General features: G+C 69.5%; 14 protein-coding genes. 3 read left to right on the top strand and 11 right to left on the bottom strand.

Annotated elements, in window-relative coordinates; all coding sequences use genetic code 11:
* Nucleotides 1–31: 31 nt before the first annotated feature.
* Nucleotides 32–496 carry a hypothetical protein gene (locus IP93_RS09125; RefSeq protein WP_144814772.1) on the bottom strand — a complete coding sequence of 155 codons (465 nt, stop codon included), beginning with the start codon at nt 494–496 and terminating at the stop codon, nt 32–34.
* Nucleotides 493–1,131 (bottom strand): RNA polymerase sigma factor, encoded by a 639-nt coding sequence (locus IP93_RS09120; protein WP_144814769.1) that lies wholly within the window; start codon nt 1,129–1,131, stop codon nt 493–495. The genes IP93_RS09125 and IP93_RS09120 overlap by 4 nt, the downstream gene beginning before the upstream one ends.
* Nucleotides 1,132–1,338: 207 nt before the next feature.
* Between IP93_RS09120 and IP93_RS09115 the strand changes: the two genes are divergently transcribed.
* Together IP93_RS09115 and IP93_RS09110 are read left to right on the top strand one after the other, a co-directional pair.
* Nucleotides 1,339–1,668, top strand: a complete 330-nt coding sequence (locus IP93_RS09115) for a DUF6249 domain-containing protein (protein WP_144814767.1) — start codon at nt 1,339–1,341, stop codon at nt 1,666–1,668.
* Between the two features lie 260 nt (nt 1,669–1,928).
* Entirely contained in the window at nt 1,929–4,295 is a 2,367-nt protein-coding gene (locus IP93_RS09110) for a Tex family protein (protein WP_144814764.1), read from the top strand.
* 189 nt (nt 4,296–4,484) lie between these two features.
* Here the strand turns inward: IP93_RS09110 and IP93_RS09105 are convergent, their stop codons facing one another.
* The 7 genes from IP93_RS09105 to zwf all read right to left on the bottom strand — a co-directional run bounded on the left by IP93_RS09105 (nt 4,485) and on the right by zwf (nt 12,491).
* Nucleotides 4,485–5,234: a YiiX/YebB-like N1pC/P60 family cysteine hydrolase gene (locus tag IP93_RS09105; protein ID WP_144814762.1), complete on the bottom strand. Its 750-nt coding sequence runs from the start codon at nt 5,232–5,234 to the stop codon at nt 4,485–4,487.
* 95 nt (nt 5,235–5,329) lie between these two features.
* The gene (locus IP93_RS09100; protein ID WP_144814759.1) at nt 5,330–5,650 is read right to left on the bottom strand and encodes a DUF6122 family protein; all 321 of its coding nucleotides are present in this window, start codon (nt 5,648–5,650) and stop codon (nt 5,330–5,332) included.
* A 78-nt stretch (nt 5,651–5,728) separates the two neighbouring features.
* Nucleotides 5,729–7,384 carry a M28 family metallopeptidase gene (locus IP93_RS09095; RefSeq protein ID WP_199747171.1) on the bottom strand — a complete coding sequence of 552 codons (1,656 nt, stop codon included), beginning with the start codon at nt 7,382–7,384 and terminating at the stop codon, nt 5,729–5,731.
* A 75-nt stretch (nt 7,385–7,459) separates the two neighbouring features.
* Nucleotides 7,460–8,086: a bifunctional 4-hydroxy-2-oxoglutarate aldolase/2-dehydro-3-deoxy-phosphogluconate aldolase gene (gene eda / locus IP93_RS09090; protein ID WP_277874027.1), complete on the bottom strand. Its 627-nt coding sequence runs from the start codon at nt 8,084–8,086 to the stop codon at nt 7,460–7,462.
* Nucleotides 8,083–9,930, bottom strand: a complete 1,848-nt coding sequence (gene edd / locus IP93_RS09085) for a phosphogluconate dehydratase (protein WP_144814756.1) — start codon at nt 9,928–9,930, stop codon at nt 8,083–8,085. Before edd ends, eda begins: the two co-directional genes overlap by 4 nt.
* 133 nt (nt 9,931–10,063) lie before the next feature.
* On the bottom strand, nt 10,064–10,786 hold the full coding sequence (gene pgl / locus IP93_RS09080; RefSeq protein WP_144814754.1) for a 6-phosphogluconolactonase: 723 nt from the start codon (nt 10,784–10,786) through the stop codon (nt 10,064–10,066).
* Nucleotides 10,787–10,976: 190 nt separating this feature from the next.
* On the bottom strand, nt 10,977–12,491 hold the full coding sequence (gene zwf, locus IP93_RS09075; RefSeq protein ID WP_144814752.1) for a glucose-6-phosphate dehydrogenase: 1,515 nt from the start codon (nt 12,489–12,491) through the stop codon (nt 10,977–10,979).
* 149 nt (nt 12,492–12,640) lie between these two features.
* Between zwf and IP93_RS09070 the strand changes: the two genes are divergently transcribed.
* A complete protein-coding gene (locus tag IP93_RS09070) occupies nt 12,641–13,393 on the top strand; it encodes a GntR family transcriptional regulator (protein ID WP_144815092.1) in 753 nt (250 codons plus the stop codon).
* A 227-nt stretch (nt 13,394–13,620) separates the two neighbouring features.
* Here the strand turns inward: IP93_RS09070 and IP93_RS09065 are convergent, their stop codons facing one another.
* Both IP93_RS09065 and IP93_RS09060 read right to left on the bottom strand, forming a co-directional pair.
* Nucleotides 13,621–13,830: a cold-shock protein gene (locus IP93_RS09065; protein WP_036139375.1), complete on the bottom strand. Its 210-nt coding sequence runs from the start codon at nt 13,828–13,830 to the stop codon at nt 13,621–13,623.
* A 205-nt stretch (nt 13,831–14,035) separates the two neighbouring features.
* Nucleotides 14,036–16,999 (bottom strand): ligand-binding sensor domain-containing diguanylate cyclase, encoded by a 2,964-nt coding sequence (locus IP93_RS09060; RefSeq protein WP_158636317.1) that lies wholly within the window; start codon nt 16,997–16,999, stop codon nt 14,036–14,038.
* Between the last annotated feature and the right edge of the window lies 1 nt (nt 17,000).

Genomic DNA, 17,000 nt, shown 5'->3' with positions numbered 1-17,000 from the left:
GCGCGCCACGGCTGCACAGCCCGGGGACCGGTCAGGCGGGAAATGGGGTCTCGCTGCGCAGCACCTGCCCCAGCAACCACGTGGTGCCGGCGCACGCGGCCAACGCCAGCAGCCAACGCGGCAGTTCGCCCGCGGGCAGCGGCAATGCCGCCGTGACTGCCGGCCACCACGCCGCCCCGTACACCGTGCCGATCACGGCCCCGGCCACGACCATCACCCCCACCAGCACGCGCAACAACATACGCTCCAGCCGGTCATCGCTGTCGGGTACGCGTGAGACGCGGGCCGCCAGCGTACGCGCGAAATCGTACGGCACCGGGTCCAAAGGTGGATGGCGCAACGCCCGACCGATCAACCGGTATTCAGCACGCCGCGCATCGCCGGCCTGCGACGGAGCACCGGTGCGCTCGTCGCGCAATGCCTGCTCCTGCGCCTGCCACTCGGCCTCGCGGCGGGCGTCGTCAGTCGGGGGCGTGTCTCGTGGTCCGGTGTTCATGGGCTGACTCCCAGATGGTCCTGCAAGCGTTCGCGCAGTTTCGCGCGGCTGCGGAACAGGTGGCTTTTGATGGTGCCTTCGGCCAGGCCGGTGATGGCCGCGATCTCGCCGATAGGCACTTCGTCCAGGTGGTACAGGGTGAGTATGGTGCGTTGCAACGGCGGCAACGCCTCGATCGCGCCATGCAGGCGGCCGACCACCTGCTCGTCGGCACTGGCGGCCTCCAGGTCGAAGCCGTCGGTCACGCGGTCGAGCAGGCTGCTGCCATCGTCGTCCCCTGACGCCTCGATCAAGGGAATGCGCCTGCGCTCCAGGTGGCGCTTGGCCATGGAGTACGCGACCTGGCCGATCCACGACTTCAGCGCGCTTTCATGGCGGTACTGGTGCAGGCAGCGGTGCACGCGCAGGAAGGTCTCCTGGCACAGCTCGCGCGTGTCCTCGGGGTGGCGGACCATGCGCTGGATGATGTGCCAGCATAGGCCCTGGTACTCGCGGACCAGGCGTTCGAAGGCGCCGGGCGTGTTGGCCAGCACCGCGGCCACCAGCGCGCGATCGGACTGCGAAGCCAACGACTGCCCGGCCCCGGTCGCGTCGGCGGCGGGCAGGTCGGCGTCGCGTTCGGAGGTTGCCGGCATTGAGTCCATTCCTCTTGGATACCGGAACGGTCCAAACGGTTGCAGGCAATTGTGCGCCCACGACGGCTGGGCGGCCCACGTGGCTGGGTGCAGCCTCCCCGTCCGCGCAGCAGCCGTCGACTCGCAACTCGCTGCAACCGCTAGCCGGGTCGCCGTATCCATTGCCTCGAACCCGCCCATTCCCGCACGCAAGCCGAGGTCACCGCCATGAACAACCTTGAACTCCTGATCCCGATCACCCTGTTCGTCTGCATCGTTTACGCGATCAAGGTGGTGGTCGATGCACGCACCCGCGCCAAGCTGATCGCCAACAACGTCTCCGAGGAGCTGATGCAGGCAATGCTCGCGGGCGAGGAGCACAACCGCCGCCACGGCTCGCTGCGCTGGGGCATCGTGCTGACGGCACTGGCCATCGGGTTCTTCGTGATCGAGGCCGCCGGCTGGACCGAAGTCACCCCCGGCGTGATCGGTGTGCTGCTCGCCGTCACTGGGCTGGGCAACCTCGGGTTCTACATGACATCGCGCAAGCTGCGGTGACGTGACCGGAGCGTCGCTGTCCACCGACAGCTCGCGCAGCATCGCGGCAGATGCATCAGCGCGCAATTCCGGTGCGCTGAGCGCGCGGAGCACATCCGGCGCCCGCCATCGCCATCGATGGCAATGGCAATGGCCGCACACTGAAACTGAACACGGCCCGCCATTCCCGGCGGGCTTTTTCACGCGCTGTCAACGGGTTCCGCCCCGCGCCGCATGCGGCCACAATCGGCCTCTTTCCGCAGTATCGGCACCACGACGCAATGCCCGAGATTTCACACAAGCTGGCGCAGCAGATCGCGCGCACCATCGCCACCGAGATCGGTGCGCAACCCGCCCAGGCGCAGGCCGCCATCGCCCTGCTCGATGAAGGCGCCACCGTGCCCTTCATCGCGCGCTACCGCAAAGAGGTCACCGGCGGGCTGGATGACACCCAGCTGCGCAACCTGGAAACGCGCCTGGTGTACCTGCGCGAGCTGGAGGACCGACGCGCCGCGGTGCTTGCGTCGATCGACGAGCAGGGCAAGCTGAGCGACGAACTGCGTGCCGAGATCGAGGCCGCCGACGCCAAGTCGCGCCTGGAAGACCTGTACCTGCCTTACAAGCCCAAGCGCCGGACCAAGGCGCAGATTGCGCGAGAGGCAGGGCTGGAGCCACTGGCCGATGGCCTGCTCGCCGATCCGTCGCAGGACCCGCAGGTGGCCGCCGCGCAGTTCGTCGATACCGACAAAGGCGTGGCCGATACCAAGGCCGCGCTCGACGGCGCTCGCGCCATCCTGATGGAGCGCTGGGGCGAGAACGCCGCGCTGGTCGGCGAGCTGCGTAACTGGCTGGGCGAGGTCGGCGTGATCCGCGCACGCGTGGCCGAGGGCAAGGAGAATGAAGGCGCCAAGTACCGCGACTATTTCGACCACGCCGAGTCGCTGGCGAAGATCCCCTCGCACCGCCTGCTCGCGCTGTTCCGTGCGCGCCGCGAGGAGGTGCTGTTCCTCGACCTTGATCCGGGCAGCGATGCCGAGGCCGGCCACCTGCAGGCCGAGGGCCGCGTCGCGTTCCATGCTGGCGTGAAGGCGCAGGGCCGCCCTGCCGACAAGTGGCTGCTCGACAGCTGCCGCCTGACCTGGAAGGCCAAGCTGCACATGCACCTGCTGCTGGACCTGTTCAACCACGCGCGCGAGAAGGCCGAGGCCGAGGCGATCACCGTGTTCGGCGACAACCTCAAGGACCTGCTGCTGGCCGCGCCGGCCGGGCCGAAGGCGGTGCTGGGCCTGGACCCGGGCCTGCGCACCGGCGTGAAGGTCGCGGTGGTGGACAACACGGGCAAGCTGGTCGACACCGCCACCATCTACCCGCATGAACCCAAGCGGCAATGGGACCAGTCTTTGCACGTGCTGCGCGCGCTGTGCTCCAAGCATGGCGTGGAACTGATCGCCATCGGCAACGGCACCGCCAGCCGGGAGACCGACAAGCTCGCCGGCGACCTGATCAAGCTCGCGCCCGAGCTGAAGATGCAGAAGATCGTGGTCAGCGAGGCCGGTGCGTCGGTGTATTCGGCGTCGGAGTTCGCGGCGAAGGAATTTCCGAATCTCGATGTCAGCATCCGCGGCGCAGTGTCCATCGCGCGTCGCCTGCAGGACCCGCTGGCCGAACTGGTGAAGATCGAGCCGAAGGCCATTGGCGTGGGCCAGTACCAGCACGATGTGGACCAGTTCCGCCTGGCGCGTGCGCTGGACGCGCGCGTCGAAGACTGCGTGAACGCCGTCGGCGTGGACGTGAACACCGCCTCGGCCGCGCTGCTGACCCGCGTATCGGGCCTGTCCTCCACCGTGGCCGAGAACATCGTGGTCTATCGCGATGCCAACGGCGCGTTCAAGTCACGCAAGGAGCTGCTGAAGGTGCCGCGCCTGGGCGACAAGACCTTCGAGCAGTGCGCGGGCTTTTTGCGCATCGCCGACGGCGAGCAGCCGCTGGATGCCTCATCCGTACACCCGGAGGCCTACCCGGTGGTCGAGCGCATCCTCAAGCAGTGCGGGCGCGAGGTGAAGTCGTTGATCGGCGACGCACCGCTGCTGCGCGGTCTCAAGCCCGAGCAGTTCGTGGATGAGAAATTCGGCGTACCCACCGTGCGCGACATCCTCAAGGAACTGGAGAAGCCCGGCCGCGACCCGCGCCCGGAGTTCAAGGCCGCGCGCTTCGCCGACGGCGTGGAGGACATCAAGGACCTGCAGGTCGGCATGGTGCTGGAAGGCGTGGTCAGCAACGTCGCCGCGTTCGGCGCGTTCGTCGACATCGGCGTGCACCAGGACGGCCTGATCCACATCTCCGCGCTGTCGGACAAGTACGTCAAGGACCCGCGCGAGGTGGTGAAGGCCGGCGACATCGTCAAGGTGAAGGTGATCGAGGTCGACATCCCGCGCAAGCGCATCGCCCTCACCCGTCGCCTGGACGATGCCGCACCGGCGCCACGTGAGTCGCGCGGCGGCGAGCGCGATGCACGCGGTGGCCGCGATGCCGGGTCACGCGGCGGTGGCCGTGATGGCCAGCGCGGCAACGCACCGCGTATGCCGTCGGCACCGCCCGCCAACAATGCGCTGGCGGCCGCGTTCGCCAAGGCCAAGCAGGGAGGCTGAACGCGCCCGCGATGCCCTAGATCCGCCACCGCTTCCGGTTTGTCCAGTACGTCCCCGCCACAGGTCCGTCGCCCAGCCCGCCACGGATTAGTGGCCCGGCCAGCACGCAGGCAGCCCCGCTACTGATCCGGGGTTCCACCATCACGCGGCCAGTACTGAGGTGTCGTTAGGCAAGTGAGCCCGGGCGGGCTACGACGGCTCGTCCGGCGGCGCCCACTGCAACCGGTGGAAATCGAACGCATCGTTCAACCTGGGTTTGACGATGCTGAAATAGGGCGAGACGTCGAAGTCCCGCGGCACGAACAACCGGGATTGCCGGATGTGCAGCAGTTCTCCGCGCGCCTGCGCCGAACCGGTGCGCATCGCGTCCACGTGTTCCACCTCCGGCAGGATCGGGTAGCGGATCGATTCGAAGGCCTCCGCCAGCAGGGTGGAGCAGATCGCGCGGGTGGGCGTCCCGCTGCCCACCGCGATCATCCGCCTCCGCCACGGGCGGGGCAGCGGCAAGGGCAGCAGGTAACGTGCCAGATCGAACACGTTGCGCAGGTCGTAGGCATCGCCCAGCCGTCGCTGCACGAACGCCAGCAACGCGGCCACGTCGTCCTCGCCGAGCCCGACCGGGCGGCAGATGCGCGTGTGTTCGCCGGCATAGGCTGAGAGCGGCCGCAGCCGCACGCCTTCCACCACGTCGGCTTCCACCAGGGAGGGCTGCGGCCCCAGGTGCTGGCCGACGTACAGTGCCGCGTGGGTCCAGGTCGACTGGGTGAGGTACTGGATCGCGGTGGCGAAGCGGCTGGTGCCTTCCACCAGCAACACATCCCCGGGCCGCAGCGTCTCGGCCAGGTGCGCCGGCGCGAAGTACGGCAGCCGCCGGTGCTGCGGGCGCGGCTGCGCGAGGAATCTGGCCAGGCTGCGGCCAAGCGAATGCGACAACGGCATCGCAGGGCTCCATCACACGCTATATACGGCAAAGCTAACGCGACTCCACGTAAATTCCGCGTTGAAGCGCGCGCCGTGCCACCTGCGCTTGCCGGTCAACCCATCCGCATCAGCACGCAGTCCAGCGCATCGAGCGCGACATGGATCAGCAGGCCAATGGCGAACAGCCGCGTGCGTTTGGGCAGGGCGAGCGCGCCGTACGCAACGATCGCCGGCGCGGTATGCAGCGGGTGGAAGCCGATGCTGCAGCGATTGGGCGCATAGATCGGGTCGGCCAGCAGGTGGTCGAGGTCGATCACCCAGCCCAGCAGCATCAGCAGCCAGGCCTTGCCGAAGCGGTCGCGGAAGAACAGCCACGCCACCAGCGCGGGCACGGCGGCATGCAGCAGCAGGTGCAGGACGGCGCGGGTGCTCATGCGCCGCGCCTGTCATGGCCAGGCAGTGGGCCACCGGCCACTTCCGGCCGGTGGACCCCATGACCCGTGGCGCGCGATTTACCTGCGCTGGTCGGCACTGGCGTCGCGCGCACCACGGAACTCCGAGCCCGCATCCCAGTTGGGCCAGCGTTTGCCGTTGGCCAGCTCGCTGCCCAGCGTGTACAGCACCTGCAGCTCGCGGGTCATGCCGGTGAAGCTCCAGCTGGCCTCCCACTGGTCCGCCGGCTGATGGTAACGCTCGGCGGTGTAGCGCTCGCCCGCGGCCTTGCCCGCGGCAACGCCGCCCTCGACCCAGTCGTTGCCCGAGCCGTAGGAAATCGCCGGCACGCCACGCTTGGCGAACGGGAAGTGGTCGGAGCGGAAGAAGTAGCCCGCTTCCGGCTTGGAATCAGGCGTGTATCGCATATCCCAGCGCTTGGCGGTCGCGACCAGCGCGTCGAGCAGCTCCAGCTTGGCGCTGCCGGAAATGGTGAAGTCGTGCGCCGGACCCTGCGGACTCAGCGCGTCCATGTTGATCACGCCCACCGTGGTTTCCAGCGGGTACAGCGGACGCGAGGCGTAGTATTCCGAGCCCAGCAGGCCCTTCTCCTCGGCGGTGACCGCCAGGAACACCACCGAGCGATCCGGCTGCGGCTTGGCATGCGCGAAGGCACGCCCCAGCGCGAGCAGCGCCGCCATGCCGGTGCCATTGTCCACCGCACCGTTGTAGATGCGGTCGCCCTTGGCGTCGGGCAGGCCCACGCCCAGGTGGTCCCAGTGCCCGGTGTAGAGCACCGTCTCGTTCGGGCGCTTGCGGCCTTCCACGCGGCCGACCACGTTGTGCGAGGTGATCACCTTCGAGTCCACCGCGTAGTCCGCCGACAGGGTCACGCCCTTGAGCGCCACCGGCTGGAAATCGCGGGTCTGGGCCTGCCGCTTCAGCGCGTCGAAGTCCAGGCCGGCGCGGCGGAACAGGTCGACCGCGAAGTCGCGCTGTACCCAGCCCTCCATGCGCGGGTGCACCGCGCCCGGCTGTTCGCGCACCACGTCGAACATGGTGTTGGTGTTGGAGTTCTTGACCGTGGCCCAGCCATACGAGGCCGGCGCGGTCTCGTGCACGATCAGCAGCCCGAGCGCGCCCTGGCGCGCGGCCTCTTCGTACTTGTAGGTCCAGCGGCCGTAGTAGGTCATCGCCGGGCCGCCGAAGTCGCCCTGCCCGGTTTCGAAGTCCGGGTCGTTGATCAGCACCACCGCGATCTTGCCGCGCAGGTCCACGCCCTTGAAGTCGTCCCAGTTGCGCTCCGGCGCCTTCACGCCATAGCCGGCGAACACCAGCGGGGCATTGGCGATCGACACCGCCTTCGCACCATCCAGTGCGGCGCGCACCGCGATCTGTTCGCCCTGGGCCAAGGCCTGCGCCTGGCCGTTGACCGCGACCGACAAGGCCGGCGTGCCGACGATCTCGGCGCGCAACAGCGGCACCGCCTGGGTCCAGCCGCGCTTGCCGTCCGCGCCCAGGTCGCCGCCGGGCTTCAGGCCGGCCGCGCGCATCTGCGCGGTCAGGTATTCCACCGTGCGGGTCTCGCCGGCGCTGGCGGGCGCGCGGCCTTCGAACTCGTCGGAGGACAGGGTCTTCACCGTCTCCGACAGCTGCCGGGGGTCGAAGGTGGGTGCGGTGCCGGCGATCGCCGAGGACACCGCCAGGGAGAGCAGCGAGGCTGCCAGTAGCTTCATGATCGTGATACCGGACGGAGAGGCCGCCGATACTAGCAACCGCCCCGGGGTCCCGGTACCGACCTTGGTCGCGGGTCAGCCGCGCAGTGCCGCCGCCTCGCGTGCCAGCGCCTCGATCCCGGCCCAGTCGCCGGCCTGCAGCAGCTTGGCTGGGGTCAGCCATGAGCCCCCCACGCAGGCCACGCTGGGCACCGCCAGGTATTCGGAGGCGTTGGCGGGCGTGATGCCGCCAGTGGCGCAGAAGCGGATGTCCGGCAATGGGCCGTGCAACGAGCGCAACGCCGCGGTGCCACCCGCCGCCTCGGCCGGGAAGAATTTCTGCTGCAGGTAGCCGCGTTCGGCCAGTGCCATCGCCTCGCTGGCGGTTGCGGCGCCGGGCAGCCATGGCAGGTCGATGTCGCGCGCGGCCGCCAGCAGGTCCGGGCTCGCGCCCGGCGACACCGCGAAGCGCGCGCCCGCGGCCAGCGCAGCGGCGAAGTCCGCCGGTCGCCGCACGGTGCCCACGCCGACCACCGCCTCCGGTACTTCGGCGGCGATGGCGCGCACCGCCTCCAGCGCCGCGTCAGTACGCAGGGTCACTTCGATGGCGGGAATGCCGCCGGCCACCAGCGCGCGCGCCAACGGCACCGCGTGACGCACGTCATCGACCACCACCACCGGCATCACCGGCGCGAGCTGCAGCACCGCTTCGAGTGAGATCACGCCATTTCTCCGCTGGAACCGTGGGCAAACACGCTGGCGCCCGCATCGGCCGGGCCCACGGCACGGCGGAACACCTCGAACAAATCGCGGCCGAGGCCGACGTGGCTGGCGCTGAGGTCCAGCGTCGCGGGCGCACGGGTGGCCCACTCCGCCTCCGGCACCTGCACGGACAGCGTGCCGGCACGCGCATCCACCCGCACCACGTCGCCGTCGCGCAGGCGCGCGATCGGGCCGCCGCACGCCGCTTCCGGCGTCAGGTGGATGGCGGCGGGTACCTGCCCGGATGCACCGGACATGCGCCCGTCGGTGACCAGCGCCACCCGGTGGCCGCGCTTCTGCAGCACGCTCAACGCGGGGGTGAGCTGGTGCAGCTCGGGCATGCCATTGGCCTTCGGCCCCTGGAAGCGCACCACCACGACCACATCGCGGTCCAACTCACCACGCTCGAAGGCTTCGCGCACCTCGCGCTGCTCGTTGAACACGCGGCACGACGCCTCCACCACCCAGCGATCCTCGGGCACCGCCGAGACCTTGATCGACGCGGTGCCCAGCGCGCCGCGCAGCACGCGCAGGCCGCCATCGGCGCGGAACGGCGCATCCGCCGGCCGCAACACCTCGGTGTCGCCGCTGGTGGCGGTGGCCGGCACGTAGGCCAGTTGGCGCTCGTCGTCCAGCCGCGCCTCCACCCGGTACCGCGCCAGTCCGGGCCCGGCGATGGTCTCCACGTCGCCGTGCAGCAGGCCGTGGTCGAGCAGCGTGCCGATCAGGAACGCCAAGCCGCCGGCCGCATGGAAGTGGTTCACGTCCGCCGAGCCGTTGGGGTACACGCGCGCCAGCAGCGGCACCACCGACGACAGGTCGTCGAAGTCCTCCAGCCGCAGGTCGATCCCCGCTGCCGCCGCGATCGCGATCAGGTGCAGCAGGTGGTTGGTGGAGCCGCCGGTGGCATGCAGGCCGATCACGCCGTTGACGATGGAACGCTCGTCGATGATCCGGCCGATGGGGCGGAAATCGTCGCCCAGCGCGGTGATCTGCGCCGCGCGCTTGGTCGCCGCCGTGGTCAGCGCGTTGCGCAACGAGGTGTTGGGATTGACGAAGCTGGCGCCCGGCAGGTGCAGGCCCATCAGTTCCATCAGCATCTGGTTGGAGTTGGCGGTGCCGTAGAAGGTGCACGTGCCCGGTGCGTGGTAGCTCTGCGCCTCGGCCTCCAGCAGCTCCTCGCGCGTGGCCTTGCCTTCAGCGTACAGCTGGCGCACGCGCGACTTCTCGTTGTTGGGCAGGCCCGAGGTCATCGGTCCGGCCGGCACGAACACCGCCGGCAGGTGGCCGAAGCTCAACGCGCCGATCAGCAGGCCCGGCACGATCTTGTCGCACACGCCCAGGTACAGCGCCGCGTCGAACATGTCGTGCGACAGCGCCACCGCGGTGGACATCGCGATCACGTCGCGCGAGAACAGCGACAGCTCCATGCCGGCCTGGCCCTGGGTCACGCCGTCACACATCGCCGGCACGCCACCGGCCACCTGCGCGGTGGCGCCCGCTTCGCGCGCGGCGTTGCGGATCAGGAACGGGAACTGCTCGAACGGCTGGTGCGCCGAGAGCATGTCGTTGTACGCGGTGACGATGCCGAGGTTGGGCGCCACACCGCCGCGCAACAACGCCTTGTCGGTAGGGCTGCACGCGGCAAAGCCGTGCGCGAGGTTGCCGCACGACAGCTGCGCGCGGTGCGCGCGTGGACCCGATGCGGCGTCGATGCGCGCGAGATAGGCACCGCGGCGCTCGCGGCTGCGCTCGACGATGCGGCGGGTGACCTCGGCGATGGTGGGGTTCAGCGGGGCGGACATGCGGGGTGACTCCAGGAATAGGCCGCGCGGGAATGGGCTGCGTGCGGACGGGCTGCGTGGCGGGAACGCGCCGGGTGGCCGGGACGGTCCGCGCGGTGCGGGCGCATCGGGTCGGCGAGCGCGGCACGCCTGGTCACGGACACCAGTACAGCGCAGGCAAGGTGGGCGCGCCCGTGACGAACGCATGCACCGGCAACGCGGTGCCGGGATTCACGCCCTCGCCCAATGCATCAACCAGCACGCGGCGCTTGCTGATGCCTTCGATATGCAAATAGAGCGCCGGCGCGGTGAAGATCGCACTCAATGTCAGGGTGATGCGCGGCTCCGGCGCCGCGGCGGTTCGGATCGCCAGCACCGGCGCGCGGCCACTGGGCGACAAGCCCACGTCACGGCGCAGCAGGTCGGGGAACAGCGAGGCGACATGGCCATCCTCGCCCATTCCGAGCACCGCTACATCCAGCGGCAGCGCGCGATGGGCGATGTCGCCCGCCACCGATTGCAGCGCCACTTCCGGCGTCTCCACCGGGCGATACAGCGGCAACAACTCGGCCGCGGCCGCTTCGCCCTTCAGCAGGTGCTCGCGCAGCAGCCGCTCGTTGGAACGCGGGTCAGTGTTGGGTACCCAGCGCTCGTCCACCGGCAGCACGCGCACTTTCGACCAGTCCAGCAACTGGCGTGACAGCGCCTGCAGGAAGCGGCGCGGGGTGTTGCCGCCGGCCAGCGCGATCGTCGCCACGCCACGTGCGGCGATGGCACGGCGCAGGTCCGCGGCGACGGCGGCAGCCAGGCCTTCGGCCAGGGCCACGGCGTCAGCGAAGTCGCGTGCGCGCACGTGCGGGATGTCGATGACGGGCATTGGGTTGGCTTTGTGAAGGGGCATGCGGGTGCGGATGTCGGTGACACGGGAAACGGGGCTCGCCGCGCGCGGGAGGCTCGCGCTTTCGACGGTTGCACTGCAGGCGACCGCGTTTTCCCCGGCCATGCCGTCGGCGCTGGAGGTACTGGCGCTATCCACGCAATCTGGCCTGGTCGGAACACGCATCGGCTCAGCCCCCCTCTTCGTGCCACGTGCGGCCATCGCGCTCGATCAGCGCAACCGCGGCGCTCGGGCCCCAGGTGCCGGCGGTATAGGGCTTGGGCGCTTCGTGCGCGGCCTGCCACGCGGCGCGGATCGGATCGATCCACTGCCATGCCGCCTCCACCTCGTCGCGGCGCATGAACAGCATCTGGTTGCCGCGCACCACGTCGCCCAGCAGGCGCTCGTACGCGTCGGCCTGGCGCCCGCCGAAGGCCTCGGCAAAGCTCAGGTCCATCGGCACGTGGCGTAGGCGCAGCCCACCGGGGCCAGGCACCTTGTTCATCAGCCACAGGGTCACGCCTTCGTCCGGCTGCAGGCGCAGCACCAGCTTGTTGGGTGCCAGCCGCACGCTGCCCTCGCCATCGTCGAAGATCGAATGCGGCACCTGGCGGAAGGTCACCACGATCTCCGACGAACGCTCGGGCAGGCGCTTGCCGGTACGCAGGTAGAACGGCACGCCGGCCCAGCGCCAATTGCGCACCTCGGCCTTGAGCGCGACGAAGGTTTCGGTTTCGGAGCTGCTGCCCAACTCCTCGGCGTAGCCCGGCACCGCGCGGCCTTCGGCGGCGCCGGCGCGGTACTGGCCGCGCACGGTCAGCTGCGCGGCATTGTCGGCGGTGATCGGGCGCAGCGCGCGCAGCACCTTGAGCTTGGCGTCGCGGATGTCGTCGGCCGACAGCGAGGCCGGCGGCTCCATCGCCACCAGGCACAGCAGCTGCAGCAGGTGGTTCTGCACCATGTCGCGCAGCGCGCCGGAGCGGTCGTAGTAGGCAGCACGGCCTTCCACGCCGACGGTCTCGGCGGCCGTGATCTGCACGTGGTCGATGTGCTCGGCCTTCCACAGCGGCTCGAACAGCGCGTTGCCGAAGCGCAGCGCGGTCAGGTTCTGCACCGTCTCCTTACCCAGGTAGTGGTCGATGCGGTAGATCTGCGTTTCGTCGAACACGCGGCCCAGCGCGTCGTTGATGGCGTTGGCGCTGCGGCCATCGTGGCCGAGCGGCTTCTCCACCACCACGCGGGTGTGCTGGCCAATCAGGCCGTGGGCGTGCAGCCGGTCGGCGACCACCGCGAACAGATCGGGGCCCACTGCGAGATAGAACACGCGCACCCGGTCCTCGACGGTCAACTCGGCGGCGAAGTCGGGCCAGCCAGCGTCATCGCCCAGGTCCAGGCGGCGGTAGCTGAGCAGGGCGAGGAAGCCGTCCAGCACCTCGATGCCGCGTGGTTCCTCCGCGACTACCTTGGCCAATGCCTCGCGCACACGGACCCGGTACTCATCGTCGCTGCGCGCGTCGCGGGCGATGGCGACGATGCGGCTGCCCTCGACGATCTGCCCATCGAGGTAGCGGTGGAACAGCGCCGGCAGCAACTTGCGCATGGCCAGGTCGCCGGTGCCGCCGAAGATGACCAGATCGAACGGCGGGAGTGCGGCGGCGTGGCCAACGGGGGAGGCGGAACGCGATACCTGCGGGGAGGCGCTCATGGACGGGCTCGGTCGGGCATAGGCTGACCATAGCAGAATCGATACCAGTTAGATACCACTACCAAGGTTTCACGCGCCAAACCCATACAATCAAGCACTTGCATCCAGCAAACTTGCCGCCACTGGTAGGCCACTGGTATGGTTGCGGCATGGAGCACTACCTCGCCAGCGAGTTCGACCGCCAGCAGGCCACCCGCCGGGCGCCGGCCTACCAGCACCTGCGGCGGGCGCTGCAGCACGCCATCGAGAACGGCGAATTGCCGGCCGGCCAGGCCCTGCCCGGCGAGCGCGAGCTGGGCAAGCAACTGGCGCTGTCGCGGGTCACGGTGCGCAAGGCCATCGCCGGGCTGGTCGCCGACGGCCTGGTGGTGCAGCGCCAGGGTGCCGGCAACTTCGTCGCCGAACGCATCGTCAAGTCGTTTTCCCGGCTGACCAGCTTCACCGACGACCTGCGCGCGCGAGGGCTGGATCCGCGCTCGCACTTCCTGGAACGCGGTGTCGGCGAGGTCACGCCGGAGGAGGCGATGGCGCTGAACCTGTCGCCCGGGGCGCAGGTGCTGCGCTACTACCGGCTGCGTACCGCCGGCGAGCAGGCCCTCGCGCTGGAGCGCACGGTGGTGCCGCAATCGGTGCTCGCGGACCCGTCGCTGATCGAGAACTCGCTGTACGAGGCGTTTGCCGCGCAGGGCATTCGGCCCGCGCGGGCCTTGCAGCGTCTGCGCGCGATCGCCTTCGATGCGGAGCAGGCGCGGCTGCTGCAATTGCCGGAGGGCAGCCCGGGGTTGTTCATCGAGCGGCGCACGTTTTTGGAAGATGGGCGCGTGGTGGAGTTCACCCGGTCGTTCTATCGGGGTGATGCCTACGATTTCGTGGCCGAGCTGCACAGCGAGCCAACGGCCTGATCAACGACGCGTCGGGGCGGAGCGGAGCCATGGGGCATTGCTGCAGCGTTCCGTCGCGGCATCCTGCCGCGAGTCACGCCGCGGGCCATCCATGGCCCGCTTTTCCGCAATGCCCCATGGCCCCGCTCCTTCTCGGGCCTTGATGCAATGCAGGAAAAAAGAAAACCCCGCCGAAGCGGGGTTTCCTCGAGGCGTGGACCGCCTTGCGGCGGTCCGGTGCGCGGCGATTAGGCCGGCTGCACCTGGTCGGCCTGCAGGCCCTTCTGGCCCTGCGTCACGACGAAGGTGACCTTCTGGCCTTCCTGCAGGCTCTTGAAGCCCTGGGTCTGGATGGCGCGGAAGTGCACGAACACGTCTTCGCCATTCTCGCGGCTGATGAAGCCGAAGCCCTTGGCGTCGTTGAACCACTTGACGGTGCCGGTTTCACGGTTGGACATCTTTACTTTCCTTGGAACAAAGTTGAAAGCCGCTTGCGCGGTGTTGGAGCTGGTTGCAAGGAGAAGCGAGTGCAACGATGTAGCGGATCGGTGGATCAACCGCATCGGGCCACGTTTCGGGTGACCCTTGGCGAACACAGCAAGCGCACAGTAGGGCGGCCGCGACGGAAATGCAACGTTCCGGTTCTCAATGGCCGCCCCCCATTCAGACTTTGCCCGGTGACCGGTCGAGGCTGGTGTCGACCTCGACCCGGTTGCGGCCGGCACGCTTGGCCCGGTACAGGGCGTCATCCGCCAGGCGCAACAGGCGGTCGCGCTCGGTGTGCCGACCCGGAACAAACCCGGCCACGCCAATGCTGACGGTCACGCCCAAGGGGGAGTTGGCCACGGTTTCGCGCAGCGCCTCGGCGCGCACGCGGGCCTGGGCCGGGTCCACGCCGGGCAGCAACAGGGAGAACTCCTCACCACCATAGCGGGCCAGCAACTCACGCTCCTCGTCATGGTGGCGACGCAGCAGCTGCGCGACCTGGCGAAGGGTGTGGTCGCCCTCGAGATGGCCGTGGTCGTCATTGAACTTCTTGAAGTGGTCCACGTCGATCATCAGCGCCGACAGGGGCTGGCTGTTGTCCATGCAGCGGTTCCATTCCCGGCGCAGCCCCGTCTCCAGCACCCGGCGGTTGCAGAGTCCAGTGAGTGGGTCCTCGGTGGCGAGCTCGGTCAGCTGGCGATTGGCCTTTTCCAGCGCGCGGGTGCGCTCGGCGACGCGCTGTTCGAGTTCGCGGTTGGCCGCCAGGTACTGGCGCGTGCGCAACCGGCTGAGCAGGACGACCAGGCCGGTGATGAGCAGCACCGCTGTCACCACTGCCAGGGCGCGGGCCCACCAGGTCTCGTACCAGAACGGCATGACCTGGAACTCCAGCCGCAACGGCTGGGCCTCGCGGCCGGCGCGGCTGCGTCCCTCCACCTCCAGCCGGTAGGTTCCGGCCGGCAACGGCCGCACGGACAGGACAGCGTCCCCCCATGGGGTCCAATCCGCGGCCACCCCCGGCAGCCGGTAGCGGAACTGCGCGCCCGCCTCCATGCTCACCATGGAAAAGCGCAACACCAGCCCCTGGCCCGCCGGCACCTGCAGCAGGCGACCGTCCTGACCGGGCAGCGCCAGCGGTGTAAACGTGGCCGCCGCGTTCCGCGCGGCGTCGGAAGCGTTGCCGGTGCGCACATGGCGGGCGGACACGCTCTCCACCGTCACCCGCAACCGCCGCTGCGCCGAGCTCCGTTCGGTCGGGTCGTACTGCACCAGCCCCTTCCAGGTGGAGATGCGCAGCACGCCATCGGCGGTGACCCGCACGGTGCCGTAACCGCCCGCCACGTCCGCCGGCAACAGCACCTGCGTCCACGGATGGCCGGCGCGCGCGCGGTGCCACAATTGCCGGGAGGTGAACGCATACGCCCCCAACGGCGTCTCGCGCACGGTCAACTCCTTCGGCCGATCGATCAGCGAGAACGGCGCCTCGGTGAACGGCGCGAAACCGCGGCCGTCGAACATGAAGTCACGGCCCGCCACCACGGCATGCACCCGCTCGTCGAGCAGGTACACGTTGCTGCCCCCGGTGGAATCAGCGTCGATACCGTGCTCGGGGCCCATGACGGTCCGGTCGCGCAGGCGGCCGGTGGACAGATCGAGGCGCCACCGCTGCGGCGCCCCACGGCTATCGCCGAACCACAACTCGCCAGGCTCCAGCTCTTCCATGCTCCACGGGCTCAGGGTGCCGGTGGGGATTTCACGCCACACCTCCCAGCCCGACCCGGCTGGGCGCAACAGGTACAGCGCCTGTCCTCCCAGCGCGAATACCAGCGACGGGTCGTGGCGCGACGCCTGGATCACGTAGATCCCCGCATCGCTGCGCAGCAGCACCTCGGCGCGCTGGGCGCCCTTGCGCAGCAGGATGATGCCTTCGCGATGGCCGGCGAGCAGGCCGGCCGTCGTGGCCAGCAGGCTGTAGCTTTCGTAGCTCACCCAGTCCTTGCGCGCGTAGGCATAATCGCCGGCCGCGTCGCGGGTCAGCCGGCCGATGCCGCGTGACGTGGCCAGCCACAAGGCACCGTCGAACCACTCGAAATCGTGCGCGCGTCCCTGCACGCCCTGCGCACTCCCGATCACCGACCACGGCGACGGGATCGACAGGCGGTGCAAGCCGGCTTCGGTCGCCACCCACAGGCCATCCTCGCTGTCGGTCCCGAGCGCGAGGATCCCGAAGTTGCCGATCCGGATGCGCTGGCGCAATGTCAGGTCGCGCTCGTAGCGGAACAGCTCGCCACTGTTGGTGCCCACCATGAGGGTGCCATCGCGGAGTTCGACCGCGACGTAGGCCCCCTCGTCGGCGAATGCCGCGGGCCCCGGCGCCCCCAGCCGCGTGATGCCGCGGGCATCGGACCGGTAGAAACCGTCCTCGCCCACCAGCAGCCGCCAGCCCTTGCGCGGAAACATCGCCGGCAACGACCGGGTGGCGAATTGCCCGCCGCCCGGCTCGACGACGAAGCGACCGTCGACGAAACGCGAAAACCCCTGGCCCTCGATGCGGGTGTACAGGACCTCGCCGTCGACGTAGAACGCGCGGCTGTTGTCCGGCAACGGCCACGTGCGCCCGCGCCCGCCACCGTAGGGCAGGAAGTGCAGGGCATGCTCGGTCTGGAAGTAGACGCCGGTGGGCGTGGGCAGCACCTCCCAGACCACGCCGACATTGCGGTCCTTGCCCTGCAGGCCCACGGCACCCATCAGCTCGCGGTAGACCAGCCCACCGCCGGTGTCCGGCTCCATCCAGCCGAACGTGTCGAAGCTGCCCACGTAGAGGCGCCCGTCGGCCCCCTTGGCGATGGCGCGGACCGGCTGTTGCCCCGGCAGTTCAAACAGCCGCCAACTCTCGCCGTCAAAGCGCAAAAGGCCGTCCAGATTGCCGACCAGCAGCCGGCCTTCGGCGTCGCTCGCCAACGCCATGTGCCGGGGTGAGGCATCGAAATCGCCGGTGCTGAACTGGCGCGACAGCGGCGCGCCCGGCAAGCGCTCCGATACCAGACGGGAAACGGGCTCCGATGCCTGGGCCAGCGCCACGCCAGACAACCCCAGCGACAGCGCCAGGCATGCCATCCACTGCACAAACCGGTTCAGCAAC

Origin of the sequence: Aerolutibacter ruishenii (assembly GCF_007830115.1) — a bacterium.
Classification (GTDB): Bacteria; Pseudomonadota; Gammaproteobacteria; order Xanthomonadales; family Xanthomonadaceae; genus Aerolutibacter; species Aerolutibacter ruishenii.
The sequence above is the reverse complement of the archived record's forward strand: the minus strand, read 5'-3'. Positions and strand labels throughout refer to the sequence as shown.

What these genes read in the sequence shown, in the direction of transcription:
- IP93_RS09095 (WP_199747171.1), bottom strand. Translation starts at nt 7,384, where the DNA reads ATGAAGCTACTGGCAGCCTCGCTGCTCTCCCTGGCGGTGTCCTCGGCG.
- zwf (WP_144814752.1), bottom strand. Translation starts at nt 12,491, where the DNA reads ATGAGCGCCTCCCCGCAGGTATCGCGTTCCGCCTCCCCCGTTGGCCAC.
- IP93_RS09110 (WP_144814764.1), top strand. Translation starts at nt 1,929, where the DNA reads ATGCCCGAGATTTCACACAAGCTGGCGCAGCAGATCGCGCGCACCATC.
- IP93_RS09105 (WP_144814762.1), bottom strand. Translation starts at nt 5,234, where the DNA reads ATGCCGTTGTCGCATTCGCTTGGCCGCAGCCTGGCCAGATTCCTCGCG.
- pgl (WP_144814754.1), bottom strand. Translation starts at nt 10,786, where the DNA reads ATGCCCGTCATCGACATCCCGCACGTGCGCGCACGCGACTTCGCTGAC.
- IP93_RS09065 (WP_036139375.1), bottom strand. Translation starts at nt 13,830, where the DNA reads ATGTCCAACCGTGAAACCGGCACCGTCAAGTGGTTCAACGACGCCAAG.
- IP93_RS09100 (WP_144814759.1), bottom strand. Translation starts at nt 5,650, where the DNA reads ATGAGCACCCGCGCCGTCCTGCACCTGCTGCTGCATGCCGCCGTGCCC.
- IP93_RS09115 (WP_144814767.1), top strand. Translation starts at nt 1,339, where the DNA reads ATGAACAACCTTGAACTCCTGATCCCGATCACCCTGTTCGTCTGCATC.
- IP93_RS09070 (WP_144815092.1), top strand. Translation starts at nt 12,641, where the DNA reads ATGGAGCACTACCTCGCCAGCGAGTTCGACCGCCAGCAGGCCACCCGC.
- IP93_RS09120 (WP_144814769.1), bottom strand. Translation starts at nt 1,131, where the DNA reads ATGCCGGCAACCTCCGAACGCGACGCCGACCTGCCCGCCGCCGACGCG.
- IP93_RS09125 (WP_144814772.1), bottom strand. Translation starts at nt 496, where the DNA reads ATGAACACCGGACCACGAGACACGCCCCCGACTGACGACGCCCGCCGC.
- edd (WP_144814756.1), bottom strand. Translation starts at nt 9,930, where the DNA reads ATGTCCGCCCCGCTGAACCCCACCATCGCCGAGGTCACCCGCCGCATC.